This is a genomic window from Caulobacter sp. GW821-FHT12D05, assembly GCF_058807295.1.
Genome location: NZ_JBXAQO010000004.1, coordinates 1,035,624 through 1,061,241 on the forward strand (window position 1 = coordinate 1,035,624; position 25,618 = coordinate 1,061,241).

Sequence of the window (25,618 nt, forward strand, 5' to 3'; positions counted from 1 at the left end):
CTCCGTCACGATGCGTATCCGCATCGCGCCACCTCCCCCGCTTCGCAAGGGAGGAGAAAGCGCCCCCAATCTCCTCCCCCGTGCAACGGGGGAGGTGGCCCGAAGGGCCGGAGGGGGCGCTATAGGGTCGTTACTTCTTCACCCAGCCGCCATCCAGCGGCTTCCAGAACTGGCCGGGGGCCAGGCGGCTGTAGAGCTGCTTGGCGGTGGCCTGGCCGGCGGCGTCGGGGGTCACGCCGGTCTTGGCGGCGATGTCCTTGTAGGCGGCGGCGCGGCCGGTGTTGATCTCGGCGACCGAGGCGCGCAGGCCAGCGTCGCCGCCGGCCACGATGCCCAGATAACCGTCGGCCTGCTCGCCGACCGTGCCGGCGGCCTTGGCGGCGTCGACGGCGGCCTTGGCGGCGGCCGATTGGGCGAAGGCGGGGGCGGACACGGCGGCGAGGGAGAGGCCCATCGCCAGAACCGTCATCGTCTTGCGGATCATGTCGGTTCTCCTCTTAGAACAGGTTGGGGTTCTGCTGGATCAGCGACTGGACTTCCTTGTCCAGCCGCACGCGCACGTCGGCGTCCAGCTTGGCGTAGATATTGATCGGGTCGACCTTCACGCGGACGGTGGGCGTGCAGGCGGCCGCGCCGAGCGCCGCCGTCGCGATAAAGCCCATCAAGAGGGCGCGCTTTCTCATGCGTTTCTCCAGTTCGTATTCAGGATGATCGGTCACGGTTGAACCGGACCTGAACGAGGTTGGGTGGCCGTCGCCTCTTCCTCGGCGAACGAGCGGCGCCAGGCCGCCAGAAGCTCGTCGAAGTTCAGCGACGTGTCGAGGGTCAGATCGACCGGCGTCTTGGCCGGCAGGGCGATGCGCTTGTCGAAGGCCTTGCCGCGCAGCAGGTCCAGGATCCCGACGCGGGCCTTTTCGGCGACCTTGGGATCGTGCTCGCCCTTGATGTGGAAGAGGATGCCGAGGCGCCCCTTGTCGGTGCTGTTCACGCCCGCTTCCAGCTGGTCGAAGGCCAGGTTCTCCATGGCCTGGTAGGCGAAGTCCTGGATGGCGTTGACCTGAGCCGGGGCCGCCGGCGGGGCACCGGGACTGTCGGCGGGCGACGCGGCGACGCCGGTCAGGGCCGCGCGGGCCAGCTCGATGCGGCCCGGCTGAATCGCGCGGATCTTGCCGTCCTGGAACCGCAGCCCCTCGGGGCCGAAGGTGAAGGGCAGGCGACCATCGACCACGGCCTGGGCCTTGACCTTGTCGCCCAGGGACGAGGCGGCCAGCACCTCGCCCAAGTCCAGGTGCTCGATGACGATGACGCCGCTGATGGTCTTGCCCGGTTCGAACGGCACGTCGGTGGGCTCGATCGAGATGCGGCCCTTGGCGGCCTCGAAGCTCGCCTTGGAGACATGCAGGGCGTCGGCGCCCAGCTGGAACACCGACTCGATGCCGGTCAGGGGCACCAGGCTGTCGATCTTGACGATCTTCAGGCTCTGGTTCGGGGCGGTGGTCAGCGGCGCCAGGCTGGTGAAGTCGACCGCGCCGTCCAGGGTGGCGACGAAGCCGATCGGGCTGGTGAAGTCGATCTTGTCGGCGACCAGGCGGCCGCGGCTCGTCGCGCCTTGGGCGTCCCAGGCGAAGACGCCGGTGAAGCTGGCGGGCCCCTGCGCGTTCTGGGCGAAGGCGGCCATTGGCGACAGCTCGGCCGGCTGCAGGCCGCCCTTGGCGAAGGCCAGCTTGCTGGCGTCGATATCAGCCTGGCCCTTGCCGGTGGCCACGACGTGGCGCAGGCGGATCTCGCCCAGCGGCGTCCCGACCGGGGTCGCGCCCTGGAACGTCCCGGTCCACAAGCCGCCTGACAGGCCGAGGCTCCCCTTGGCCAGGATGGTGTTGAAGCGCTTGCTGGCGGCGACGTCGGAGATGGCCGCGCCGTCGATGCGCACGGTCGAGCGGTCGAAGCCGCCGGCCCCGCCGAGGGTCGCTTCGCCCTTGATATTGGCCAGCTTGGCCTCGGCCACGGCCAGATCGCCTTCGCCGTCCTGGAAGCGCAGGGCCGCGCTCCAGCCGTTCGCGCCGGCGGTGACCAGCGGAGCCTTGGAGGGACACAGCTGGGCCTTGATGCCGGTGACGGGCGCATCGCCCAGGGCGTAGGCCTTGGCGGTGACGGCTGAGCACTTGGCCGTCGTCAGGGTGAAGCGGCCGCCGGCGATGCGGGCCTGGCCGTCGACCTGGCCGGTGACGCCCTCGATCGGCGGCAGGTCGAAGTTCTCAGTGGCGATCGAGAGCGGCGAGGTCATCACGCCGCCATTGGCCTGCCAATTCGGCGCGGAGACCTTCACGACCGGCAGGCCGCCGCCCGACAGCGCGGCGCGTAGCGTTCCCCGCGCCGCGTTGGCTCCGGCGTCCATCGACGCGCCGGCGGTCAAGACGACGCCGTTGGGCGCGGACAGGCGAGCGTCCTGGCCCAGGTTCAGCTTCGTGCGCCCGCCATTGATATCTAGGCCGACGGCGGGCAGCGACAAGGTGAAGGTCCGCAGGGCCTGGGCCAGCGGCTTGGCATAGGCCGGATTGGGGATCAGGGCCGCCAGGCGCTCGGCGTCGGGACCGGAGATCCCGCTCTTGCCGCCGGCCGAGCCGTTCAGGGCCAGGATCAGGCCGCCGGGACCCTGGTCGATCCGGCCCTTGGCGTTCAGCCGCGCCGAGGACAGGGCCAGGGCGCCGCCGGCCAGGCGGGCGGCCGTCGCGTCGACGGCCAGCGGCCCCTTCAGCGCCAGCCCTTGGGCGTCGGCGGCCAGGGCCAGGTTGTCCGAGGCGGTCTTGGCCCGCAGGTCACGCACGGCGGTTCCGGCGGCGACCGCCTGGCCGGCCCGCAGCTCGGCGCGGGCGGTGCCTCGGGCCGTGATCCGGCCGTCGGCGCGGCCGGCGGTGACGCGGTCGAGGTCGAAGGTCGCGCCGGCGTCGCGGGCGTCCAGGGTCGGGGCCGACAGGCGCGCGCCGTGGAAGGCCCCGCGCGAGCGACCCAGGAAGGCGAAGCGCTCCAGCCCGCCGTCCAGCCGTCCGGTCAGGGAGACGTCGCCGGCCAGGTCTTCGGCCTGACTGTCGCCGATCCGCCCGCCGCCGGCTCGCAGATCCAGGCGCGCCTCGACCAGGCCGCTGGCGGTCAGCTTGGCCAGGTCCGGATAGGGCAGGTCGGCCGATAGCTTGGCGGCGGCGTCGGACAGGTCGGCGGTCTCGCTCTCCAGGCTGTCGACGCCCAGCGAGACCTCGATGCTCAAGCGGTCGCCGCGCTTGCGAGCCGAGACGGTCGCGCCCTTGCTGTCCAGGACGAGGTCGCGGACGGCGTAGTGCAGCGGCGCCAGGCGGCCGTCGAAGCGCAGCAACTGGCCGTCGTCCAGGCTGGCGTCGCCGGTGATCCGCGCGCGGCCGCCGGGGGTCACGAGGTCCAGCCGAGCATCCTCGACCAGCACGGCCGGGCCGGGAACGCCGGGCTGCTTGGGCGACTTCAAGAACTCGTCGAGCAGGGGTTGCAGGGCGCCGAACCGCACCTGGCCCTTGGCGTCGATGCTGGCCAGCACGCGCGGCCGGACCAGCCGCACGGCCTTGGTCTGGATGCCGAACTTCTCGCCGTTCCACGGCGCGGCCAGGTCGTAGGCGACCTCCAGCCGGTCGGCGGAGAAGACGGGATTGTCGCGGGCGCCGAGGCGGACCTTGCCGGTGAAGCCGGTGGCGTCCAGGTCGTCCAGCTCGACGGCGGCCTCGATGCCGTGGTCGCGCAGCCAGGCCTCGGCCAGCTCGCGGCTGATCTCGCGCCGGCCCGACCAGATGACCAGGCCCGTGGCGATGAAGGCCAGAATCGACAGAGACAGCGCTTCCAGGCCGAGATCGACGAGGCGATCGCGGCGGCTGGAAGTCTTGGGCTTGGGCTCGGTCGAGGGCTCGGCCATCAGGTCCTGAAATCTAGATCCTTAAGAAGCCCCCCGGCTCAGCTTAGATCCCTATTTTGAAAAGCCTAGGACGTCCTGCATGTCGTACAGGCCCGGCGGCTTTCCGCGCACCCAGACGGCGGCGGCGATGGCGCCGCGGGCGAACAGGCCCCGGTCGATGGCCGAGTGCGACAGGGTCAGGCTCTCGCTCTCGCCGGCGAAGATTACGCTGTGTTCGCCGATGATGCCGCCCCCACGGACCACCGAGAAGCCGATCGCGCCTTCCTTCCGAGCGCCGGTGACGCCATCGCGACCCCGGTCGGCGACCTGGCCCAGACCGACATTGCGGCCCTCGGCGGCGGCTTCGCCTAGCATCAGGGCGGTGCCCGAGGGGGCGTCGATCTTGCGCTTGTGGTGGGCCTCGTAGACCTCGATATCCCAGTCCTCGGCCGGCAGGGCGGCGGCGGCCTGGCGCACCAGGCCCATCAGCATGTTGACGCCCAGCGAGTAGTTGCCCGAGCGGACGATGGCGATCTTGGTCGCGGCGGCGTCGATACGCGCCAGTTGCTCGATCGAGAAGCCCGTCGAGCCGATCACCAGGGCGGGACCGCCCTTGGCGGCGGCCTCTTCGGCCAGCAGCACCGAGGCTTCCGGCAGGGTGAAGTCGATCACCGCTTCGGTGGTGGCCAGGGCCTCGTCGCGCGAGACCAGATCGCCGCCCTCGACGCCTGGACGCTCGAAGCGCGCGGCCACGACGGCGTCGGCCCGGCCTTCCAGGGCTTTCGCCACGGCCTGGCCCATGCGGCCGTTGGCGCCGGCGATCGCGATCTTCACGGGCTGGGACAAGTCACTTCCTCTGTACGCTTAGCGTACGTGCAAATCGCAATACCCGACCCCGAGGTCAACCTCGCGCGGCCTTCCCGAAGGTCAGCGCCGTTGACGCAACGCCAAGTCCAACAAGCGTTTGCTGGCGTTTTCGCGTCCAAGGCCGGTTGTGACGCTCCGCACCCGTCGCTACGGTGACCCCACATAAGGGCGTGTTCGCATCGACGGCGCGCCCCTTCTTCGACTTGCGCAGCAGGAATGGGAAACGCCGGATGAGCGACGCGGAACGCAAGACCTTCACGGATGAGGAGGCCTTGGCCTTCCACCGTTACCCCCAGCCTGGCAAGCTGGCGGTGACCCCGACCAAACCGATGGCGACCCAGCGCGACCTGTCGCTGGCCTATTCGCCCGGCGTCGCCGTGCCCGTCCACGCCATTGCCGCCGACCCGGACGCGGCCTACGAGTACACCTCCAAGGGCAACATGGTCGCCGTCATCTCGAACGGCACGGCCATCCTGGGCCTGGGTGATCTCGGCGCGCTGGCCTCCAAGCCGGTGATGGAAGGCAAGGCCGTCCTGTTCAAGCGCTTCGGCGACGTCGACAGCATCGACATCCTGGTCAGTTCCAAGGATCCCGACGAGATCATCACGGTGGTCAAGAACATCGGGATCACCTTCGGCGGCATCAATCTGGAAGACATCAAGAGCCCCGAGTGCTTCCGCATCGAGACCGAGCTGCAGGACCTGCTCGACATCCCGGTGTTCCACGACGACCAGCACGGCACGGCCATCATCTGCGCCGCCGGCCTGATCAACGCCTGCCACATCACCGGCAAGAAGCTGGAAGACGTGAAGGTCGTGCTGAACGGCCCCGGCGCGGCGGGCATCGCCTCGCTGGAGCTGATCAAGGCCATGGGCGTCCACCCGCAGAACGTCATCGCGGTCGACAGCAAGGGCGTGCTCTACGAGGGCCGCACCGAGGGCATGAACCAGTGGAAGAGCGCCCACGCGGTCAAGACCGACAAGCGCACCCTGGCTGAAGCCGTGGCCGGCGCCGACGTGCTGCTGGGTTTGTCGGCCAAGGGCGCCTTCACGCCCGAGATGATCGCCTCGATGGCCCCCAACCCGGTCATCTTCGCCATGGCCAATCCCGATCCGGAGATCACCCCGGAAGAGGTCCACGCGATCCGCAAGGACGCGATCATGGGCACGGGTCGCAGCGACTATCCCAACCAGGTCAACAACGTCCTGGGTTTCCCCTACATCTTCCGCGGCGCCCTGGATGTTCGCGCGCGTCGTGTGAACCACGAGATGAAGATCGCCTGCGCCCAGGCGCTGGCCATGCTGGCCCGCGAGGACGTGCCTGACGAGGTCGCCGCCGCCTATCACGGCCGCCAGCTGAAGTTTGGCCCCAACTACATCATCCCCTCGGCCTTCGATCCGCGCCTGATCTGGTACGTGCCGCCGTTCGTGGCCCAGGCGGCCATGGACACGGGCGTGGCCCGCAAGCCGATCGCCGACATGGACGCCTATCGCGCCGGCCTGGCCCAGCGCCTCGACCCCACGGCGGGCTTCCTGCAGAAGATCTCCAACGCGGTGCTGGCCAACCCCAAGCGCATCGTGTTCGCCGAGGGCGAGGACCCCAGCGTCATCCGCGCCGCCTATGCCTACCAGACGGGCGGCTACGGCCGGGCCATCCTGTGCGGCCGCGAGAACCTGGTGCACGAGAACATGAAGCTGGTGGGCCTGGACCCCGCCGTCGTCGACCTGGAGATCATCAACGCCCGCCTGTCGGACCGTAATCCGGACTATGTCGACGCGCTCTATCACCGCCTGCAGCGCCAGGGGTATCTGAAGCGCGACGTCCAGCGCCTGATCAATCAGGACCGCAACAGCTTCGCCGCCTCGATGGTGGCGCTGGGCGAGGCCGACGGCATGGTCACCGGCGTGACCCGCAGCTTCGACCAGGCCCTGGAAGAGGTGCTGCGCGTCATCGACCCGGCCCCGGGCGGCCGGATCATGGGCATGTCGGTGGTGCTGGCCAAGGGCCGGACGATCTTCGTGGCCGACACCAACGTCACCGAGCTGCCGGAAGCCGACGAGATCGTCGAGATCGCCTGCGAGGCCGCCAGGGCCGTCAAGCGCCTGGGCTTCAAGCCGCGCGTGGCCTTCATGAGCTATTCGACCTTCGGCAACCCGATGGGCCTGCGCTCGGAGAAGGTCCGCGAAGCCGTGGCCATGCTCGACGACATGGAGGTCGAGTTCGAATATGAGGGCGAAATGCCGCCCGAGCTGGCCCTGGATCCGGAAAAGCGCGCGAACTACCCGTTCATGCGCCTGACCGACAGCGCCAACATCCTGATCATGCCCGCCATCCACTCGGCCTCGATCGCCACCAAGCTGGTGCAGTCGCTGGGCGGGGCCACGGTGATCGGGCCGGTGCTGCTGGGCCTGTCCAAGTCGGTGCAGATCGCGCCGCTGTCGGCCTCGGTGTCCAAGATCCTCAACATGGCGCTGATGGCCGCTTACGACCAACCGGTCGAGCAAGCGGCCGAATAAGCTTAAGCACAACCTCCGCGACAGGGCGCCGCACCGTCTTTATCGGGCGGCCAACCCTCCCATCTAGGTCCTGTCGGCAAGAGTAAGCTGACGCGTAAGCCCTCCGGTCGGCGCCATTCCCTTGCGGCGCCGGCCGGCCCTTACCCTTTCTTCTTCTGAGGGTAGGGCGTCTCGCCCCGGTCCAGCATGGCGACCAGGTCGGCGATCTTCTTTTTCCGCCCCGTCTCGGTCTTCATGTTGTGGACCCGGAAGGCCAGGGCGAAGCGGTTCTGGGCCGACAGCGTCTCCATCATCTCTTTGGCCTTCGGGCTGGCGTCGATCGCCGCCTGCAGGTCGTCCTGGATTTTCATGTCCTGGCCGCTGCCATAGGCGCGGTCCCAGCGGCCGTCGGCCTTGGCGGCCTCGACCTCGCGCAGGCCGTGCGGCGTCATCCGGCCCTCGTCGATCAGGCGGGCGACATTGTCGACATTGATCTGGCTCCAGATGCTCTTCTTGCCGCGCGGCGTGTAGCGCTGGAGGAAGCTCTTCTCGTCGAAGCCCTTGCGCACCGCATCGATCCAGCCCCAGCACAGCACGACGTCGATGGCCTGCTTGGCGTTGATCGACGGCAGGCCCGAGCCGACCTTGTGGATCTTGATCCAGGCCTCGGGGGCCTTGTCATGGTTCTTGGCGAGCCAGGCGTAGAAGGCCTCGGCGTCGACGAACTCGTGGACATGGGCGGGATCGACGTGGATAGGGGCCATCGTGACCTTCGGACGGAGACTGAGGACGCTGTATCCCCGTTCTTTTCGAGACAAAGCCGCGCCGGATCAACGGCTTCCAGAAAAATGCAGCGCGCCAATGATCCGCGTTCGGCGGCGCCCGCATAATCATCCTCACCTGATGGCGCGAAAGGGACGTCCGGCCGGCGACTTGGGCGGCTGTCAGGGGTGGTCGAGCGGGTAGCGCTCGTCGGTCTTTCTTCGGGAAGGCGTCTTCGCGGCGGATCCAGCGGCAGGCTCCCTGAAACATCGGGACGAAGCCCTGGCGGCGAAGACTTCGGCGGCGCGGCAGGCATGGGCTGAAATCGCCCGTGCGTTCCGGAGGGGAGCCAAACCCTCCGCCCGTCGGAGGCGATGTCGGAAGCGGGTTAAAACCCCGCGCTCCGGAGGCTTTCGGATAACGGCTGCGCGGGGCGTCTGGCTTCGTCGAAACGGTACACACACTTCACACTCCGGGCGCAGCCCGGCGCTCCGCGGTCCCTTTCAGCCACTCGCAGCCACACGGCGCGAGGACGATGAAACGCGTTCCCTCCCCCTCGATGGGGGAGGGGCAGGGGTGGGGGTGAATACGGCGGTTGATGCCGCGCACAGCCGCCAGCTCAGCAGATCACCCCCATCCCCGACCCTTCCCCCATCAAGGGGGAAGGGGGCAGGCATCAGAATCCCTGGGCTTGCCTCTTTCCTTCCCCGCACGTAACTCCGCACCCACCATGACCACGGCCAAGATCTGCGGACTATCGACCCCCGAGACGGTGAAAGCCGCTTTCGATGGCGGGGCGGCGTTCCTGGGTTTCGTCTTCTTCGAGAAGAGCCCGCGCAACGTCGCGCCCGAGACGGCGGCCCGCCTGATCGAGCCCGTGCGCGGTCGCGGCGTGAAGACGGTCGCCGTCACGGTCGACCCCGACGACGCCCTGATCGACCGCCTGATGGCGACCATGCGCCCCGACCTGATCCAGGTGCACGGCAAGGAGACCCCCTCGCGGGTCCGCGAGATCGCCGCCAGGGCCGGCGTCGGCGTCATCAAGGCCTTTTCGGTCTCCAGCAGCGCCGATGTCGACCAGGCGGGCGCCTTCGACACCGTCGCCGAGCACCTGATGTTCGACGCCAAGCCCGTGGAAGGTTCCGCCCTGCCAGGCGGCACGGGCGCACGGTTCGACTGGGGACTGCTGGCCGGCCGGCGATTTTCTCGCCCGCATTTCCTGGCCGGGGGGCTGGATCCGTGGAACGTGGCGGACGCCATCGCCACCTCCGGAACCCCGATCGTGGACGTTTCTTCTGGCGTGGAGCGCGGTCCCGGCCTAAAGGACCCCGCTCTGATCACGGCGTTTCTCGACGCCGTTAAACGCGCGTAGCTGTTGGATGAGCCTTTGAACGCCCCCCAAAAGCCTAACGATTGGTCCGCCTATCCGGACGCCAAGGGCCGCTTCGGCGACTACGGCGGCCTCTATGTGGCCGAGACGCTGATGCCGCTCGTGCTCGAGCTGGACCGCGCCTACACCGAGGCCAAGAACGATCCCAGCTTCCAGAAGGAGCTGAAGGGCTACCTGACCCACTATGTGGGCCGGCCCTCGCCACTCTATTTCGCCGAACGGCTTTCGAAGCACCTGGGCGGCGCGAAGATCTATTTCAAGCGCGAAGAGCTGAACCACACCGGCGCGCACAAGATCAACAACTGCATGGGCCAGATCCTGCTGGCCCAGCGCATGGGCAAGACCCGGATCATCGCCGAGACCGGCGCCGGCCAGCACGGCGTCGCTTCGGCCACGGTCACGGCCCGCTTCGGCCTGCCCTGCGTGGTCTATATGGGCGCCGTCGACGTCGCCCGGCAAAAGCCCAACGTCTTCCGCATGAACCTCTTGGGCGCCGAAGTGCGACCGGTGACTTCGGGCGCGGCGACCCTGAAGGACGCCATGAACGAGGCGATGCGGGACTGGGTCACCAACGTCGAAGACACCTACTACATGATCGGCACCGCCGCCGGTCCGCACCCCTATCCGGCCATGGTCCGCGACTTCCAGGCGGTGATCGGCTCTGAGACCCGCGACCAGATCCAGGAAGCTGAAGGCCGCCTTCCCGACGCCGTCGTCGCCTGCGTGGGCGGTGGTTCGAACGCCATCGGCATGTTCCACCCGTTCCTGGCCGACGAGAGCGTCAAGATCTACGGCGTCGAGGCCTCGGGCCACGGCCTGGAGACCGACAAGCACGCCGCGTCCCTGACCGGCGGCCGCCCGGGCGTCCTGCACGGCAACAAGACCTACCTGCTGCAGGACGAGGACGGCCAGATCCAGGACGCTCACTCGATCTCGGCGGGCCTGGACTATCCGGGCATCGGTCCCGAGCACTCGTTCCTGCATGACATCGGCCGGGCTCAGTACCTGACCTGCACCGACGCCGAGGCCCTGGAGGCCTTCCAGCTGTGCGCCGAGCTCGAGGGCATCATCCCGGCCCTGGAAAGCGCCCACGCCCTGGCCAAGCTGCCGCAGCTGGCCAAGGAGATCGGCGAGGGCGGCGTGATCGTGCTCTGCCTGTCGGGCCGTGGCGACAAGGACATCTTCACCGTCGCCGACGCGCTCGGGCGGACGATCTAGAGGCCGCATGACCAAGGACCGTATCGACCGTCGCTTCGCGGCGCTGAAGGCCGAGGGCCGCGCCGCTTTCGTGGCTTACGTCATGGCCGGGGATCCGGACGCGGCGACCGCGCTCGAGATCGTCAAGGGCCTGCCGGCCGCCGGCGCCGACCTGATCGAACTGGGCTTCCCGTTCTCGGACCCGATGGCCGAGGGCCCGACCATCCAGCGCGCCAGCCAGCGCGCCCTGGCCCAGAAGATGACGCTGAACGGCACGCTGGACATCGTCCGGGCGTTCCGGGAAGGCGACCAGGACACGCCGATCATCCTGATGGGCTATCTGAACCCGCTGGTGAACCGCGGCTTCGAGACCTTCGCTAGCCAAGCCAACGACGCCGGCGTCGACGGCCTGATCGTCGTCGACTGCCCGCCGGAAGAAGCCGATCCGCTGTCAGACGCTCTGGAAGCTGAAGGTCTCGCGCTAATCCGCCTGGCCTCGCCGACGACGGACGACAAGCGCCTGCCGGCCGTGATCCGCCGCACCTCGGGCTTCGTCTATTACGTCTCGGTCGCGGGTGTGACCGGCGTGAAGGAAGCCGACGCTGACGCGGTGGCTCCGGCCGTCGAGCGCATCCGCAAGGCCTCGGGCCTGCCGGTCGCCGTCGGTTTCGGCATCCGCACCCCCGAGCGCGCCGCCGAGGTGGCCCGTGTGGCCGACGCGGCCGTGGTGGGCTCGGCCCTGGTCGATGAAATCGAGTCGGCGGCCAAGTTGAACGAAAACGTGACCGAGAAGGTTCTTCTCAAGGCGTCGGAGCTGGCTAAGGCTGTGCGTTCGGCGCGAGTCGGGACGAAGTGAGGCTCTAAGGCTATGGCTATGGCTGAACCCCAGGACCCGAAAAAGGGCGACAAGAAACAAGCGACCGACCGCCGTGGCGGCTGGCTGTCGCGGATCGCGCCGGGTGTGCGCGGCGCTTTCTCCAAGCGCGAGACGCCGGAGAACCTCTGGATCAAGTGCCCCGACACGGGCGAGATGATCTTCCGCGCCGACCTGGAGGCGGCCCTGTGGGTCACGCCGGCCGGTCGCCACATGCGGATCGGGCCGGAAGCCCGCTTCAAGTTCACCTTCGATGACGGCCAGTACGAGGCCCTGCCGACCCCGGCGGTGCCGGAAGACCCGCTGCACTTCTCGGACGGCAAGCCCTACAAGGACCGCCTGGTCGCGGCCCGCAAGGCGACCGGCGAGCCGGACGCCATGGCCATCGGCTACGGCAAGGTCGGCGGCGTCGACGCCGTGGTGCTGGTCCAGGATTTCGCCTTCATGGGCGGTTCGCTGGGCATGGCCGCGGGCGAGGGCTTCATCGCCGCCGCCAAGGCCGCGCTGGAGCGTGAAGTTCCGCTGATCGCCTACACCGCCGCCGGCGGCGCCCGCATGCAGGAAGGCGCGCTGTCGCTGATGCAGATGGCCCGCACGACCCTGGCGATCAACGAGCTGAAGGACGCGGCCCTGCCCTACGTCGTGGTCCTCACCGACCCGACCACCGGCGGCGTCACCGCCTCCTACGCCATGCTGGGCGACATCCACCTGGCCGAGCCGGGCGCCCTGATCGGCTTCGCCGGTCCGCGCGTCATCGAGCAGACCATCCGCGAGACCCTGCCGCCGGGCTTCCAACGCTCGGAATATCTGGTCGAAAAGGGCATGGTCGACCGCGTCACGCACCGCAAGGAGCTGCCGCAGGTGCTGGGTTCGATGCTCGGCACCCTGATGATGGGCCGCAACCGCAAAGCCGCCTGAGCTCGGGATTGAGCGACCACCTCCGCGCCCATGACGCTGCCCTCGCGCGGCTCCAGGCGCTGCATCCCAAGCTGATCGACCTGTCGCTGGACCGGATGCGGCGGCTGTGCGCCGCTCTGGACGATCCGCAGAACCGCCTGCCGCCGGTGATCCACGTCGCCGGCACCAACGGCAAGGGCTCGACGGTCGCCTATCTGCGGAGCATGGCCGAGGCGGCGGGCCTCAAGGTCCACGTCTTCACCTCGCCGCACCTCGTGCGCTTTTCCGAGCGCATCCGCCTGGCCGGGACCCTGATCACCGACGACCACCTGGCCGATGTGCTGGACCGCGTCGAACAGGCCAATGCCGGCCTGCCGATCACCTTCTTCGAGATCACCACGGTCGCCGCCTTCGTCGCCTTCGCCGAGGTCCCGGCCGATCTCTGCATCGTCGAGGTCGGCCTGGGCGGGATCCTGGACGCCACCAACGTCGTCACGCCCAAGGTCAGCGTCATCGCCCCGGTCGACATCGATCACCGCGAATTCCTCGGCGACACCCTGGGCAAGATCGCGGTCGAGAAGGCCGGCATCATCAAGCCCGGCGCGCCCGCCGTCTCGGCCCGCCAGCAGGAAGACGCCGAGACCGTGATCGAGGCCGCCGCCGAGCGAGCTCGCACGTCGCTGACCCTGATGGGCCGCGACTTCGACGCCTGGAACGAGCGCGGCCGGCTGCTGGTCCAGATGCAGGACCGCCTGCTGGACCTGCCCGCGCCTTCGCTGCCCGGTGATCACCAGTTCGCCAACGCGGGCCTGGCCGTCGCCGGCCTGCTGGCGCTGGGCGACGACCGAATCGACGAAGCCGCCATGGGACGTGGCATCGCCAGCACGATCTGGCCCGCCCGCTTCCAGCGCCTGACCGCCGGCCCGCTGGCTGACCGCGCCAAGGCGGCCGGCGCCGATCTCTGGCTGGATGGCGGCCACAATCCGCATGCCGGCCGCGCGGTCTCCCGCGCCGTCGCCGACCTCGCCGCCCGTGACGGCCGACCAGTGGCGCTGATCTCGGGCCTGCTGGCCAACAAGGACGCGACCGGCTTCTTCGGCGCCTTCCGGGGCGTGGCCGCTAAGGTTTTCACCGTCACCTTCGAAGGCCACGCCGCGGCCAGCGCCGCCGATACCGCGGCCGCCGCCGAACTGGCCGGCCTGCGGGCCTGCGCCTGCGATTCGGTCGAGGACGCCCTAGGCCGGGCGCTCCAGCTGGAGCCGACGCCCCACGTCCTGATCTGCGGCTCGCTCTATCTGGCCGGCGAGGTGCTGGCGATGAGCCCAGAGACTTGGCCCGCCTAAGCGCGTAAGGCTGGCGGACGCCGATAGGGCGGCACGGCCCGCTGGACATCCTCGGCAGGCGCGCCCGCCCTGGCAGGAACCGCCGATGGCCAAGGGTCAGAAGAAGTCCAACAAAGAAGTCCGCAAACCGAAGGCCGAAAAGAAAGCCCCGCCGGTCTCGGTCTCGCCCTTCATCGTCACCGGAAAGAAGTGACCCGCACGAAAACGCCCGCCCCGGAGACCGGAGCGGGCGTCTTCAATTCAAGCCTGAAAGCCGCTTAGGCCGGTTGAACGCCGGCTTCGTTCAGCCATTCCAGGATCTTCTGCTTCGGCATGGCGCCGACCTTCATCGAGGTCATCTGACCATCGCGGAACAGCATCATGGTCGGAATGCCGCGGACGCCGTAGCGCGACGGGGTCGTCGGGCTGTCCTCGATATTGACCTTGGCGACGGTGACAACGTCGGCCAGCTCTTCCGAGATCTGCTCCAGGGCCGGGGCGATCTGCTTACAGGGACCGCACCACTCGGCCCAGAAGTCGACCAGCACAGGCTTGCTGGCCTTCAGGACGTCGGATTCGAAGGTGGCGTCGGTCACCACAACGGTGCTCATGGTCTGCTCCAGTCTGGCGTCACGCGGATCAGCGCGGAGGACGCGATAAAGTCGATGTTCCCGGATTCGTTCCGGGTGCTTGCAGAAGATGTAGGAGGACGGCGCGCGTCCGGCAACGGGATTAGGTCAGGCGGGCCAGCGCTTCGACCATCACCTTTTCTGGAACCGGCATCAGTTTGGGGCCGTCCGTCCACACCAGAGCCGCCTCGACGGTGCGGCCGGGGAACACCTCGCGCAGCACGGCGGCATAGACCGCCATCTGGGCCAGATAGGCGGAATCGGCGTCTTCGATACGGTCGGGCGAGGGGCGATTGGTCTTGTAATCGACGACCAGAACGCGGCCCTCGTCGACCACCAGCCGGTCGACGCGGCCCGAGACTGCCAGGCCCTTGGGCAGATGGACGCTGGTCCCGGCCAAGGCGACCTCGGCGCGTGAGCCGGGTCCGAACACGGCGGCGAATCGCGTGTCGTCCAGCACGCCGAACGCCGCGGTCGCCATCTCTTGGCGCTGCTCGTCGGTCAGGTCGCGCTCGGCGGCGAGCAATCTTCCGGCCGCGATGGCCCGCTGGTCCGGCGCGACGTCGGGCAAGAGCTGCAGCAGCTTGTGGACGATCTCGCCTCGGCGATAACGACCCAGGCCCGAGACCCGCGCCAGCGGCGAGGGGGCCGGGACGCGGGCATTGTCCTCGATCCGCGATGGGGCGGCGTAGCGCGCGGCGGCCGGTTCGGGCGGGGCCACGGCCTTGATCCAGGCCGGCGCGGCCGCCGAGGCGCGGACGTCCTCCTCGACACGCGGCGCGCTTTCCGGATCGGGGCCGTAGCGCAGGAAGCCGGTCTCCTCGTCGCCGATCCTCCGCACATCCGGCGCGATATCGGCATGGCCGAAGGCGGCGCGGGCGGCGGCGTACCAGCCGCCGACCTTGTCGTCCTTGGTGCGGGCGTCGATGCGACCGCACAGGATCAGCCGCTCCCGCGCGCGGGTCAGGGCCACGTACAGCAGGCGCAGGGCCTCCTGGCTCTCCTTGTCCTCGCGCAGCTTCCGCGCCTTGGCCGAGGCGTCGCAGTCGCCCTTGCCGCTAGCGGCCCAAAGCAAGGCCCCGTCCTCGGTGACCAGCAGCGGCGAGCCGCCGGCCCCGCGCTTTACCGTGGTCTCGGGCAGGAAGACGATGGGCGCCTCCAGGCCCTTGGAGCCGTGAGCGGTCATCACCCGCACCTCGCGCCGGGCGCCCTCCATCTCGCGCTTGACCACGATGTCCAGGGCCGCGAAGTCGGCGACCAGGGCCTCAAGGTCACGCACCCCGCGCTGCTCGGCCTCCATCACCTGGGCCAAGAACTCGTCCAGCGCTTCCTCGGCCTCGGCCCCCAGCCGGGTCAGCACCTTGGCGCGATGTGAGCGGCCTCCCTCGTCCGTCAGGCCGAGCCAACCGGCAAAGAACTCGAACGGCTGGCGCTTGCGGCCCTCGGTCAGCGCCCAATCCAGCACCGTCCGGGCGGCGTTCCATTCGGGACGCTCCTCGGCCCGGCGGCGCAACTCGGCCCACAGCGTGGCGCGGCGACCCTTGGCCAAGGCGTAGACGTCCTCGTCGGTCAGCGCGCAGAACGGCGTCTTCAGCAGCGCCGCCAGGGTCAGGTCGTCATCCGGGAACAGGATGAACCGCCCCAAGGCCAGCAGATCCTCGAAGGCGATGTGGCTGGACAGCGACAGCCGGTCGGCCCCGGCCACCGGCACGCCGCGTCGCTTCAGAGCCCGGATGATCTCCTCGAAGAGCACCTTGCGCCGACGGACCAGCACCAGGATATCGCCGGCGTGGGCGGCGCGGTGGCGGCCGATCTCCTTGTCGAAGACGGCGTCGCCGCGCTGCAGGATCGCGGCGGTCTCGGCGGCGATGGCTTCGGCCAGGCGGCGATTGGCGCTGTGCTCGCTCTCGGAATCGACCGGCGCGTCCCAGGCCTCGCGCTCCTCGCCGGGGCGCTCGCGGGTCAGTTGCCACAGGTCGACGCAGCCGGGATGGCCGTGCCGGAACAACTCGTGGCGCACCAGGTCCATGCCCGAGGGTGGGGGCACGGCCGCATGGGTTTCTGGGTCGGATAAGAGCGCATCAACGAAGCTCAAGACCTGACGAGTGGAGCGATACGACATGGTCAAAGGCACGCTCTGGCCGCCGCCTGGCCGAATTTCTTCGATGAGGGCGATGTAGCGTTGTGTTTCTTCTAGCAGCCGCGTGGGATCGGCACCTTGGAACGAATAGATGGACTGCTTCTCATCGCCGACGATGAAAAGGCTGCGTCCTGCCTTACGATCACTCCAACCTGGCGCGGTCTCGCCAGCGAAGAAGTCGGCGGTCAGCGCGCTTAAGATTTCCCACTGCTCAGGTGCGGTGTCTTGGGCCTCATCCAGCAGGATATGGTCGATACCGCCGTCTAGCTTGTAGAGCACCCAGGCTGCATCGACCTTCTGGGTCAACAGCGTTTTGGCTCGGTCTATCAAGTCGGTGAAGTCCAGCGCGCCGCGTGCTTCCTTCTCCTCGACGTGCTTGGCAAGGTACATGCCGGCCAACAGCAGGGCATCGGTCGTATCCTCGGCGACCTTGGCGGCGCGCACCCGTTCGCGGGCCACTTCAAGCTTGGCTTGTTCCAGAAGTAGCGACTCGCGGAGGTCTTCGCGGCTCTTCAGACCGGAGGTCTTGGCCGGCCAAGTGGCAGGTGTACCTTCCCCGCCCTCCGTGAACAGCGCACGCAGGGCGAGGTCCAGCGTCGCGTCCGGATCTCGGGCGACAGCTGCTAGGGCCTCAGCATATTTCGCGTCCTGTTTGCCGCCGCCGTCGAACAGTACGGTTGCTGCCGCTCGCCAGGCACCGAGGTCCAGGCGCGCCATGGCCTGTTCAGCTAGACCGGCGGCCGAGGTCGGCGCGTCGAAACCGCAGTTTCGCCAGACATCGGCCAGGACGTTGATGAATTGGCCGCCGCAACGATCGATATAAGCTGCAATCTGGCCCCGCCGAGCTTCAAAGCCAGTGAACATCGCTTCGAAGCTCTGGAAGTCGAGCGCCACCGAGAAGCGAGCGTAGGCCTCGGCAACTGGATCATTCTGGCTATCTACCCAGGCCGCTAGGGCCCGGCGGGCGGCGCGCGCGATGGCGGCGCCGGCCTGGTCGTCCATCACCGTGAAGCCGGGCGAGACCCCAGCCTCCAGCGGAAAGCGCCGCAGCAGCTTCTCACAGAAGGCGTGGATGGTCTGGATCTTCAGGCCGCCGGGCGTCTCCAGCGCCTGGGCGAACAGGGCGCGGGCCTCGGACAATCGCTTGGCGTCGTAGGTCGCCTCCGGTTCGCCGACCAGCTTGACCAGTTCGGCCCGCAGATCGGCGTCGCTGGTCACCGACCACTTGCCCAGGCGCTCGAACAGGCGTCGCTGCATCTCGGCGGCGGCGGCCTTGGTATAGGTCACGCACAGGATCGCCTCGGGCTTGACCTTGGCCAGCAGCAGGCGCGCCACCCGGTCGATCAGGGTCTTGGTCTTGCCCGACCCGGCATTGGCGGTGACGAAGGCCGAGATCGCCGGATCGGCCGCGATGCGCTGGGGATCGAAGGCGCTCATTCGCCGTCCCCGTCGTCGCCGCTGGTCGACCATTCGAACACGCGGGCCAGGTGGGCGTAGTCGCCGGGGTGCTCTTTCACGAACTGCGGGGCGACCCGCGAGCGGTAGGGCTCGGCCGGGTCGTCATAGCGGGCGATCAGGGTCGAGAGGCCTTCCAGCGCCTTGGTCGCGGCTGCGCTGGATTCTTCGCCGGCAAGAGCTCGGACTTGCTCCTCGCCAGCAGGACGTCTTCCGGTGACGCGGACATAGGTCAGGTCGCCGGGCGTGGGTTTGCCCAGGTCGGGGAAGCCGCCGTGCATCAGGATCGCCGCCGTCAGGGTCAGCTGCGGCGAGAAGCCGGTGTCGACCTGCTTCTGCGACGGCGCGGCGCCGGTCTTGTAGTCGAGGATGTGGGCGGTCCCGTCGGCGGTCGGTTCCAGGCGGTCGGCCTTGGCGGTCAGGGTGAAGGGGCGGCCGTTGATGCTGAGCGACAGCTCGCCGGCCGCCTCGACGACGACCTTGCGGGCCGTGGTCCGGCGCGAGCGCTCCCAGTCGGCGACCCAAAGGGCGGCTTCACGAGCCAAGGCCTTTTCGCGGGCCAGGGCGGTCGGCGGCATGCCGGCCTGGATCAGGTGATCGACATAGAGCTTTTCGAACACGGCGGCCGCGTCGAGCGGCACGGCGTCTGGGAACCGCTCGGCGAAGTCTTCGAACGCGGCGTGGATGGCGGTGCCGCGTGCTCGCGCCTCAACCGGCTCGTCGGGACGCTCCAGCGGATAGAGCTTGAGGATGTCGCGCGCCCAGACGGCGTAGGGATCGCGGGTCAGGGCCTCGACGCGGGTGACGGCCATCTTGCGCGGGCGGTCCTCGACCGGCGGGGTCGGGGCCGGGCGGCCGATCGGGGCGTAGGGATCGGGCGCGTCCAAGGCGCGGACCCAGTCCAGCACGTCGTCGCGACGGGGCAGGGCCAGGCCCGCGCCGGCGGCCAGGGTCTTCAGGCGCCACAGCCAGCGCGACTCGACGGCCGGCGCGCCGCCACGGCGTTCGCAGTGGACCAGCACGACGTCTGGCGCGCTGGCGGCTTGGGCGAAGTCGTGGGCGGTCAGGCCGACGCGGCGCTCGGGCGGCGGCAGGCCAAGGCGGCTGCGCATGGGCCGCGACAGGAAGGGATCGATCGGCGCGCCCTGTGGCCAGACGCCTTCCTCCAGCCCGGCCAGCACCAGGCGATCGGCGCGCACCAGGCGGGCCTCGATGGCGCCCAGAATGCGCAGACGCGGATGGGTGGCGCCGCCGACGCGGACGGTCTCCTCGTTGACCAGGCGGTCGAGGATGTCGGCGAAGGCCTGGGGCGAGGCGTCGGGCAGGGGCTCGCCGTCCTGGATCAGGGCGGCCATCAGCCCGCCCAGGCTCTCGCCCGCGCCGCCGGCCCACAGGCGGTTCGTGGCGATCAGGCCTTCCAGCGCCTCGACGATCGCCTGGGCCGCGCGGCAGGGTTGGGCGAAGCCGTCGGCATAGACGGACGAGGCGTGGTCGACGGCGGCCAGGACCCGGTCGCACAGGGCCAGGGCCTCGGGGGCATCCTTCAGCCGAGCGCGCAGGACCTCCTTCGAGCCCGGCGCGGCGCCCCGCAGGCCCTTGCGTTCCAGCGTTGCGGCGGCCGCGGCCTCGTCCTCGGCCAGCACCAGCGGATGCTTGGCGAAGGCCAGCAGGCGGACGGGATTGAGCGGTTCCTCGACCAGCCGCGCCAGGTGCAGGGCCAAGATCGCCGAGCCGGCGGCGGCCAGCGGCGCGCCGGCCGAGCTGTCGGGGATGACGCCCCAGCGCTGCAGGCGGGTCATCACCCGGCGGGCCAAAGTCTGGTCGGGGGTGACCAGGGCGGCGGTCTTGTCCGGGGTCTCCAACGCCTCGCGCAGCAGCAGGGCGCAGGCGCCGGCGGCTTCTTCCTCGGCGCGGGCGGCGATGACCGAGAAGCCGGTCAGGCCCTCGGCGATCGGGTCCAGGCCGGGAGCCTCGGCGCGCAGGGCGGCGATCTGGGCCAGCCAGTCGGCGGTGGCCTCGGCCGGACGCAGCGCCTCGTTGACGATCCGCCGCCGCCAGCGACCCCGGCTGTCGACGTCGGGGACCCAGGCGCGGACGTCGGCGCGCGAGACGCCGGCGCGGTCCAGCAGGCGCTTCATGGCGCCTTGCGGATGCTGCTCGCCGGGCGTGCCCTCGATGCGGTCCCAGGCGCTGTCGGCCAGGTCTTCGTCGAGGCCGGGCAGGACCACGGCGCCCTTGGGGGCGGCGGCGACGACGCGCAGCAGATCGGCGGTGGCCGGTGCGGTGCCGGTCGAGCCGGCGGCGACCAGCACCTCCGTCGGCGGGTCGTTCTTCCATTGGGCTTCCAGGGCGCGCAGCAGACGGACGCGACGCTCGGAGACGTCGATCAGGCCCAGGGCGTCCAGCCGTTTGGGCCAGGCGCTGAGCACCGCCTTCAGGAAGCGGGCCGAGACCTGCCAGTGCTGGGCTAGGTCGCCCTCGGCCAGGCCGTCCAGCCTGTCTTCGAATTCGATCTCTTCGATCTGGCAGCTGTCGAGGAACTCCGACAGCGCCTTGGCCAGTTCCAGCGCCTGCACCGGACCGGGCTTGAACGACAGCTTGTCGCCGTGGTCGACGACCAGCCGCGCCAGTTCGAACCGGCGACGGCGTGAGGAGACGCCCGGCGGGAGGTCGAGGGCCAGCTCGCCTGGCTCGAACGGCGGCTCACCTTCGTCCAGGTCGCCAAGCGGGCGGATCTGCGGCAGCAGCAAAGCCCGCCCGCCGCCGACCGCCAGGAAGGCGTCGGCCAGGGCGCGGGCGCCGCGTCGGGTCGGGGTCAGGACCGTCGCGCGGGGCAGGGCCTCGGGACCCAGCGGCTCCAGCGTGTTCAGCAGGCCGCGCGCCAGGTCGTCGACGAACGGGCGATGGGCGGGGATCGAGAACCAGCGCGGCCCCGCTCTTTCGAAGAAGGGGGCCGGTCCGGTCATCCTTCTGAGAGTTTCGCTTCGGCCGCCAGCTTGGCGTCGGGATCGCCGACATGCATCCAGAGCCCGTCGGGGGTGACGCCGTGAACGCGGCGGTCTGTGGCCAGCGTCTTCCACAGCGGGGTCAGGGAGAACGGACCTTCGGGACCGTCCTTGACGATGGCCGGGTCACAGATGTGGACGCCGACATAGACCAGCGGCCCGGTCTCGCCGGCCGCCTTGAAGCGGATCGCGCCGTCGTCTTCCAGGAAGACATCGCCGCTATCGTGGAAACCCAGCGACGTGGCGGTCGGGGCCAGCATCAGGAGGACGTCCATCTTGGCCGGATCCCAAGCGGCGGCCATGGCGTCCAGCGCCGGGACGCCGGTCTCGATCCAGACGGAGTCGATGTTGGCGACCCAGACCGGACCCTCGCCCAGCAGCGGCCGGGCGTGCTTGAGGCCGCCGCCGGTTTCCAGAGCTTCCGGACGTTCGTCGGAGATGACGATCTTCGGGGCTGTGTGGCGTGTCTTCAGATGCTCTTCGAGACGATCGGCGAAGGCGTGGACATTGACCACGGCCGTCTCGACGCCGGCGGCCGCGAGGCGGTCCAGCATGTGGTCGATCAGGGCCTTGCCGTGCACCTCGACCAGGGCTTTGGGCCGGTCGTTGGTCAGCGGGCGCATGCGCGTGCCGAGGCCGGCGGCCAGCACCATGGCGATCTTGGGCGCGGTCATCGGCGGGTCTCCACCGGCACGTACTGGTCGAACCAGGCCTTCAGGTCGGCCAGGGCCGGATCGGCGAAGCAGACGTCCAGATAGACCCACAGGCGCGGGATGAAGTCGGCGTAGCGGGGCTTGCCGTCGCGGGTCACCAGGCGGGCGAAGATGCCCAGGATCCGGATGATGTTGAGCGCGCCCAACGCATGGTAGTCGGCCAGGAAGGCGGTGCGGTCCAGCTCGGGTCGGGCGGCCAGGTAGCGGTCCAGGCTGGCGGCCTCGCGCTCGGGCGAGACGGTGCGGCGGGCGTCGTGCAGCAGCATCGACAGGTCCCAGGCCGGGTGGGCCAGGACCGCATCCTGGAAGTCCAACATGCCGACCCGGGCCGCGCCCTGGCGTTCCGGGAGCCAGATCAGGTTCTCGGCGTGATAGTCGCGGTGGCAGAAGACGGTCGCGCCGGCTTCGCCCTTGGCGCGGATCGGGGCCCAGATGGCTTCCCACTCGGCCAGGGCGTCATCGTCGAAGCGGACATCGCGGAACTTGGGTTGCCACTCGACGAAGATGTCATGGGCGGTCTTCAGCGCCAGGTCGTCATAGGTCAGCAGCGGCCAGGTCGAGCCGTCGAAGTCGAGCATGCTCGGCGTTGGCGCCGCATGCAGAGCCAGCAGGCCGTCGATGGCGGCGTCATACAGCGGGGCCTCGTCGGTCCCGGCCTCGATCAGGCGGGCATAGAGGTTGTCGCCCAGGTCTTCCAGAACGGCCAGGCCTTGGTGCGGATCGGCAGCCAGCACCTTGGGGGCCGACAGGCCCTGGGCGTTCAGCCAGCCGGCGCAGGCGACGAAGGCGTCCACGCGGCCGGCGGCCAGGCGGGCCAGGGCGTTGTAGCCGAGCGCGGCGCGCTGTTCCGGCGTAGCGTCCGGCGGGCAAGGCGCGGTCTCGACCGACGGCGGCTGGTCCATGAAGATGAAGGTCTGGTCGCCGCGATGCAGGCGCTCGTAGGACCGCGTCGAGGCGTCGCCGCCCAGGCTCTCGCGGCGGACGTCGCCGAAGCCGTTGGCGGAAAGGAACGCGGCCTTGGCCGTCTCGCGCTCAGAACTCAAGATCACGTCCTTCGAAATCGCCGTGCCGCACGATGACGGCGCGTCGCGCGTCGCCGTCCAGGGCGATGTCTATATCGAGCCGAGTCGCGGGCAAACGCCCTTCGAGCCGCTGGGGCCATTCGATCAAAGCAACGCCGCCGTCCAAGGCTTCGTCCAGGCCGATCTCATAGGCTTCGTCGGGGTCCGACAGGCGGTAGAGGTCGAAGTGGGCCAGGGGAAAGTCGGCGGTCTCGTAGAACTGCACCAGGGTGAAGGTCGGGCTGGGCACGTCCTCTTCCGGCGTCGTCAGGGCGCGGATCAGGGCGCGGGCCAGGGTCGACTTGCCGGCCCCCAGCGGACCGGTCAGGCACAGGGCGTCGCCGGGGCGCAGGGACGCGGCGAGCTTGCGGCCCAGGTCCTGGGTCGCGGCCTCGTCGGCAAGGAAGACTTCGGTCACGTCAGGGCGCTCGTCGGGTCATTCGGCAATACGCGCTCCACATAGCGCTTCAACGCCTCCGTGGCTTCTGCCGCGTCATGGGGCAAGGCCTCGGCGTCGATCGGCGCCCCGATGATCAGCGAAAAGGGCCGGCCCTTCTTGTTCAGCAGCTCATGGAAGAGCGTGATGTCGCGCATCTCCTTCCAGCGCTGGTCGAAGAAGTGGAAGAGGTGCGAGCGCGGCCCGGTCAGGTGGATCGGGATGATCGGCGCGGCATACTTGCGGGCGAGGGATACGGCCGAGGTCATCCACGGCGGATCGGTCAGCTGGCCTGTCTCGTCTTCCATCGCCAGGCGGCCGGCCGGGAAGATCATCAGCGCCCGCTCGGCCTCCATCGCCTCGCGGGTCATGGTCAGGGTCAACCGCATGCGCTCGCGGCTGCGCTTTTCCTCGACCCACTCGACCGGGATCAGCACCTCGTCGAAGCGGCGGCAGACCCGGTGGGCGTCGGCATTGGCGTAGAAGACGACATCCGGCCGCCGGGTCTTGATCGCGTCATAGACCGCCACCCCGTCGCCGATGCCGGTCGGATGGTTCGAGACGATGATGACCCGGCCGCTCGCCGGCAGGTTCTCCAGGCCCGAGACCTCGACCTTCAGGGCCAGCAGGTCCGAGACATGGTCCAGCGCCGCGCGGCCACCGAGCTGGCAGATGGTCTCCGCCATCCGCCGGGCCTTGCGATAGTCGAGCATCCGATAGACGAGCAGACGGACCAGCGGCCAGAGCGGCGATCCCGTCAGGCGCGGCGCGCGCTCGGCGATCAAGGTGTCGATGATGTGGGGCTGCGGCGTCTGTCGCGCACCGACCACCCCGACGGCCGGAACATGAACCATGACGGGAGCTTAGGCCGCGTCGCCGGGCCTGTCAGCATGAGGGTGACGCATGGGCGGGCTTCCCTTGCGCGGCCTCACGCGCTAACCGCACATCCCGATGCCGACATCTCTCCGCACCGCCTATCGCGAGCGCCTGGCCCAGGGCGAGATCAAGCCCGATGTGGCCCAAGCCGCCGCCGTCGAGGCGCTGTCGCGGCTGGAGGCCGACCTGGACAATGCCGGCGAACCCGGCTTCTCGCTGTTCGGCCGCAAGCCCAAGAGCCAGCGGGGCGTCTATCTGTGGGGGCCGGTCGGGCGCGGCAAGTCCATGCTGATGGACCTGTTCTTCGACAGCGCCCCGGTCACCAAGAAGCGCCGCATTCACTTTCACGCCTTCATGGCCGAGGTCCACGCCGACATCGACGCCTGGCGCAAGGGCGACGCCGCGGCCCGCAAGGCGCGCTTTGGTCAGCACAAGGGCGACGACCCGATCGTCCCGACCGCCGAACTGATCGCTCAGAACGCCCGCCTGCTGTGCTTCGACGAGCTGCAGGTCACCGACATCGCCGACGCGATGATCTTGGGAAGGCTGTTCGAGGCGCTGTTCGCGCGGGGCGTCACCCTGGTGGCCACCTCGAACCGGCCGCCGGACGACCTCTATAAGGACGGCCTCAACCGCCAGCTCTTCACGCCGTTCATCGCCATGCTGAAGGAGGCGATGGACATCGTCGCCATCCGGGGCCCGGTCGACTTCCGCCTGGACCGCCTGCGCGCGGCTCGCACGTGGCTGGCTCCCAATGACAAGGCCAACCAGGCCGAGTTCGAGCGGCTGTGGGCCGACATGCTGGACGGCGCGGCCGAGACCGGCGCGACGCTGGAGGTGCTGGGTCGCAAGATGCGCCTGCCGCGCGCCGCCGGCGGGATGCTGCGCTCGTCGTTCGCCAGCCTGTGCCAGCAGGCCCTGGGGCCGCAGGACTATCTGGCCGTGGCCGAGCGCTTCCACACCATCTTTCTGGAAGACGTACCGCTGCTGTCGCCGGCCCGGCGCGACGCGGCCAAGCGCTTCAACACCCTGATCGACGCCCTCTACGAGGCCGACGCCAAGCTGGTGGCCCTGGCCGAGGCCGAGCCCGAGGCGCTGTATCCCGAGGGCGACGGGGCCTTCGAGTTCGAGCGCACGGTCTCGCGCCTGCAAGAGATGCGGTCGGCGGACTATGTCGCCCGCGTCAGGGACTAGCTACTCGCAACGCACCGAGAACACGCGGTACTCGCCCTTGCGGTCGCGCTGCAGGAAGCGGATGCAAGCCTTGACTGTCTTGCCCGGCTTCATGACGACCTTGCCGCCGCCGTCATAGTCGCAGACCACATGCGGGACGCGGCCGGCCTTGTGGATGTCTTCGAGCATCCAGTAGGTGCGCAGCAGGCCGTTCTTCTCGCGACCTTCCTCGGGACGCAGCTCGGCCTTGTCCTCGGGCGGGCCGTCGAACAGCGAGACGGCGCTCAGGTGCTTGCCCTTCTGCGTGACCGGACAGGACATCTGCACGGCGTGGGCGGCGGTGGCGGTCATCATCGTTCCAACCGCGATCATCGACAGCAGATAACGGCGCATGGTTCCTCCCCAGGTGTTTGCGA

Annotated in this window: 21 protein-coding genes; 8 read left to right on the forward strand and 13 right to left on the reverse strand. The window is 69.3% G+C overall.

Features of this window, described 5'->3' with window-relative positions:
• Window positions 1-130: 130 nt before the first annotated feature.
• From AC1RRR_RS23210 to dapB, 4 genes are read right to left on the reverse strand one after another with little or no spacing between them, the layout of a single operon-like run.
• On the reverse strand, window positions 131-484 hold the full coding sequence (locus AC1RRR_RS23210) for a YdbL family probable chaperone protein (RefSeq protein ID WP_492816504.1): 354 nt from the start codon (window positions 482-484) through the stop codon (window positions 131-133).
• A 13-nt stretch (window positions 485-497) separates the two neighbouring features.
• On the reverse strand, window positions 498-683 hold the full coding sequence (locus tag AC1RRR_RS23215) for a YnbE family lipoprotein (RefSeq protein ID WP_454718363.1): 186 nt from the start codon (window positions 681-683) through the stop codon (window positions 498-500).
• A gap of 32 nt (window positions 684-715) precedes the next feature.
• Window positions 716-3,931, reverse strand: a complete 3,216-nt coding sequence (locus tag AC1RRR_RS23220) for an intermembrane phospholipid transport protein YdbH family protein (protein ID WP_492816507.1) — start codon at window positions 3,929-3,931, stop codon at window positions 716-718.
• Between the two features lie 51 nt (window positions 3,932-3,982).
• Window positions 3,983-4,756, reverse strand: coding sequence for a 4-hydroxy-tetrahydrodipicolinate reductase (dapB, locus tag AC1RRR_RS23225; RefSeq protein ID WP_492816509.1), 774 nt, complete (start codon window positions 4,754-4,756; stop codon window positions 3,983-3,985).
• Between the two features lie 251 nt (window positions 4,757-5,007).
• Between dapB and AC1RRR_RS23230 the strand changes: the two genes are divergently transcribed.
• On the forward strand, window positions 5,008-7,293 hold the full coding sequence (locus AC1RRR_RS23230; protein ID WP_492816511.1) for an NADP-dependent malic enzyme: 2,286 nt from the start codon (window positions 5,008-5,010) through the stop codon (window positions 7,291-7,293).
• 140 nt (window positions 7,294-7,433) lie between these two features.
• Here AC1RRR_RS23230 and AC1RRR_RS23235 read toward each other — a convergent pair whose 3' ends face one another.
• Window positions 7,434-8,036 carry a YdeI/OmpD-associated family protein gene (locus tag AC1RRR_RS23235; protein ID WP_492816513.1) on the reverse strand — a complete coding sequence of 201 codons (603 nt, stop codon included), beginning with the start codon at window positions 8,034-8,036 and terminating at the stop codon, window positions 7,434-7,436.
• A gap of 728 nt (window positions 8,037-8,764) precedes the next feature.
• Between AC1RRR_RS23235 and AC1RRR_RS23240 the strand changes: the two genes are divergently transcribed.
• The 6 genes from AC1RRR_RS23240 (at window position 8,765) to AC1RRR_RS23265 (ending at window position 13,928) form a co-directional block, all read left to right on the forward strand.
• On the forward strand, window positions 8,765-9,406 hold the full coding sequence (locus AC1RRR_RS23240) for a phosphoribosylanthranilate isomerase (RefSeq protein WP_492816515.1): 642 nt from the start codon (window positions 8,765-8,767) through the stop codon (window positions 9,404-9,406).
• 15 nt (window positions 9,407-9,421) lie between these two features.
• Window positions 9,422-10,642 (forward strand): tryptophan synthase subunit beta, encoded by a 1,221-nt coding sequence (gene trpB, locus AC1RRR_RS23245; protein WP_492816517.1) that lies wholly within the window; start codon window positions 9,422-9,424, stop codon window positions 10,640-10,642.
• A gap of 7 nt (window positions 10,643-10,649) precedes the next feature.
• On the forward strand, window positions 10,650-11,477 hold the full coding sequence (gene trpA, locus AC1RRR_RS23250; RefSeq protein WP_492816519.1) for a tryptophan synthase subunit alpha: 828 nt from the start codon (window positions 10,650-10,652) through the stop codon (window positions 11,475-11,477).
• A 12-nt stretch (window positions 11,478-11,489) separates the two neighbouring features.
• Window positions 11,490-12,413, forward strand: a complete 924-nt coding sequence (locus tag AC1RRR_RS23255; RefSeq protein WP_492816521.1) for an acetyl-CoA carboxylase carboxyltransferase subunit beta — start codon at window positions 11,490-11,492, stop codon at window positions 12,411-12,413.
• Window positions 12,414-12,421: 8 nt separating this feature from the next.
• Window positions 12,422-13,735, forward strand: coding sequence for a bifunctional folylpolyglutamate synthase/dihydrofolate synthase (locus AC1RRR_RS23260; RefSeq protein WP_492816523.1), 1,314 nt, complete (start codon window positions 12,422-12,424; stop codon window positions 13,733-13,735).
• 85 nt (window positions 13,736-13,820) lie between these two features.
• On the forward strand, window positions 13,821-13,928 hold the full coding sequence (locus tag AC1RRR_RS23265; protein WP_492083984.1) for a hypothetical protein: 108 nt from the start codon (window positions 13,821-13,823) through the stop codon (window positions 13,926-13,928).
• Between the two features lie 64 nt (window positions 13,929-13,992).
• Here the strand turns inward: AC1RRR_RS23265 and trxA are convergent, their stop codons facing one another.
• From trxA to AC1RRR_RS23300, 7 genes are all read right to left on the reverse strand, one after another.
• Window positions 13,993-14,325 (reverse strand): thioredoxin, encoded by a 333-nt coding sequence (trxA, locus tag AC1RRR_RS23270; protein ID WP_013077346.1) that lies wholly within the window; start codon window positions 14,323-14,325, stop codon window positions 13,993-13,995.
• Between the two features lie 121 nt (window positions 14,326-14,446).
• Window positions 14,447-17,920, reverse strand: coding sequence for a double-strand break repair helicase AddA (gene addA / locus AC1RRR_RS23275; RefSeq protein WP_492816526.1), 3,474 nt, complete (start codon window positions 17,918-17,920; stop codon window positions 14,447-14,449).
• Window positions 17,917-20,904, reverse strand: a complete 2,988-nt coding sequence (gene addB / locus AC1RRR_RS23280) for a double-strand break repair protein AddB (protein ID WP_492816528.1) — start codon at window positions 20,902-20,904, stop codon at window positions 17,917-17,919. The genes addA and addB overlap by 4 nt, the downstream gene beginning before the upstream one ends.
• The gene (gene murU, locus AC1RRR_RS23285) at window positions 20,901-21,617 is read right to left on the reverse strand and encodes an N-acetylmuramate alpha-1-phosphate uridylyltransferase MurU (protein WP_492816530.1); all 717 of its coding nucleotides are present in this window, start codon (window positions 21,615-21,617) and stop codon (window positions 20,901-20,903) included. Before murU ends, addB begins: the two co-directional genes overlap by 4 nt.
• The gene (gene amgK / locus AC1RRR_RS23290) at window positions 21,614-22,705 is read right to left on the reverse strand and encodes an N-acetylmuramate/N-acetylglucosamine kinase AmgK (protein ID WP_492816532.1); all 1,092 of its coding nucleotides are present in this window, start codon (window positions 22,703-22,705) and stop codon (window positions 21,614-21,616) included. The genes murU and amgK overlap by 4 nt, the downstream gene beginning before the upstream one ends.
• Window positions 22,689-23,135 carry a tRNA (adenosine(37)-N6)-threonylcarbamoyltransferase complex ATPase subunit type 1 TsaE gene (gene tsaE / locus AC1RRR_RS23295; RefSeq protein ID WP_492816534.1) on the reverse strand — a complete coding sequence of 149 codons (447 nt, stop codon included), beginning with the start codon at window positions 23,133-23,135 and terminating at the stop codon, window positions 22,689-22,691. The genes amgK and tsaE overlap by 17 nt, the downstream gene beginning before the upstream one ends.
• A complete protein-coding gene (locus AC1RRR_RS23300; RefSeq protein WP_492816536.1) occupies window positions 23,132-24,007 on the reverse strand; it encodes a GNAT family N-acetyltransferase in 876 nt (291 codons plus the stop codon). Before AC1RRR_RS23300 ends, tsaE begins: the two co-directional genes overlap by 4 nt.
• A 97-nt stretch (window positions 24,008-24,104) precedes the next feature.
• Between AC1RRR_RS23300 and zapE the strand changes: the two genes are divergently transcribed.
• Window positions 24,105-25,223: a cell division protein ZapE gene (gene zapE / locus AC1RRR_RS23305; RefSeq protein WP_492816538.1), complete on the forward strand. Its 1,119-nt coding sequence runs from the start codon at window positions 24,105-24,107 to the stop codon at window positions 25,221-25,223.
• Here the strand turns inward: zapE and AC1RRR_RS23310 are convergent, their stop codons facing one another.
• Complete coding sequence (locus AC1RRR_RS23310) at window positions 25,224-25,595, reverse strand: STY0301 family protein (RefSeq protein ID WP_492816540.1); 372 nt, start codon at window positions 25,593-25,595, stop codon at window positions 25,224-25,226. It abuts the gene before it with no gap.
• Between the last annotated feature and the right edge of the window lie 23 nt (window positions 25,596-25,618).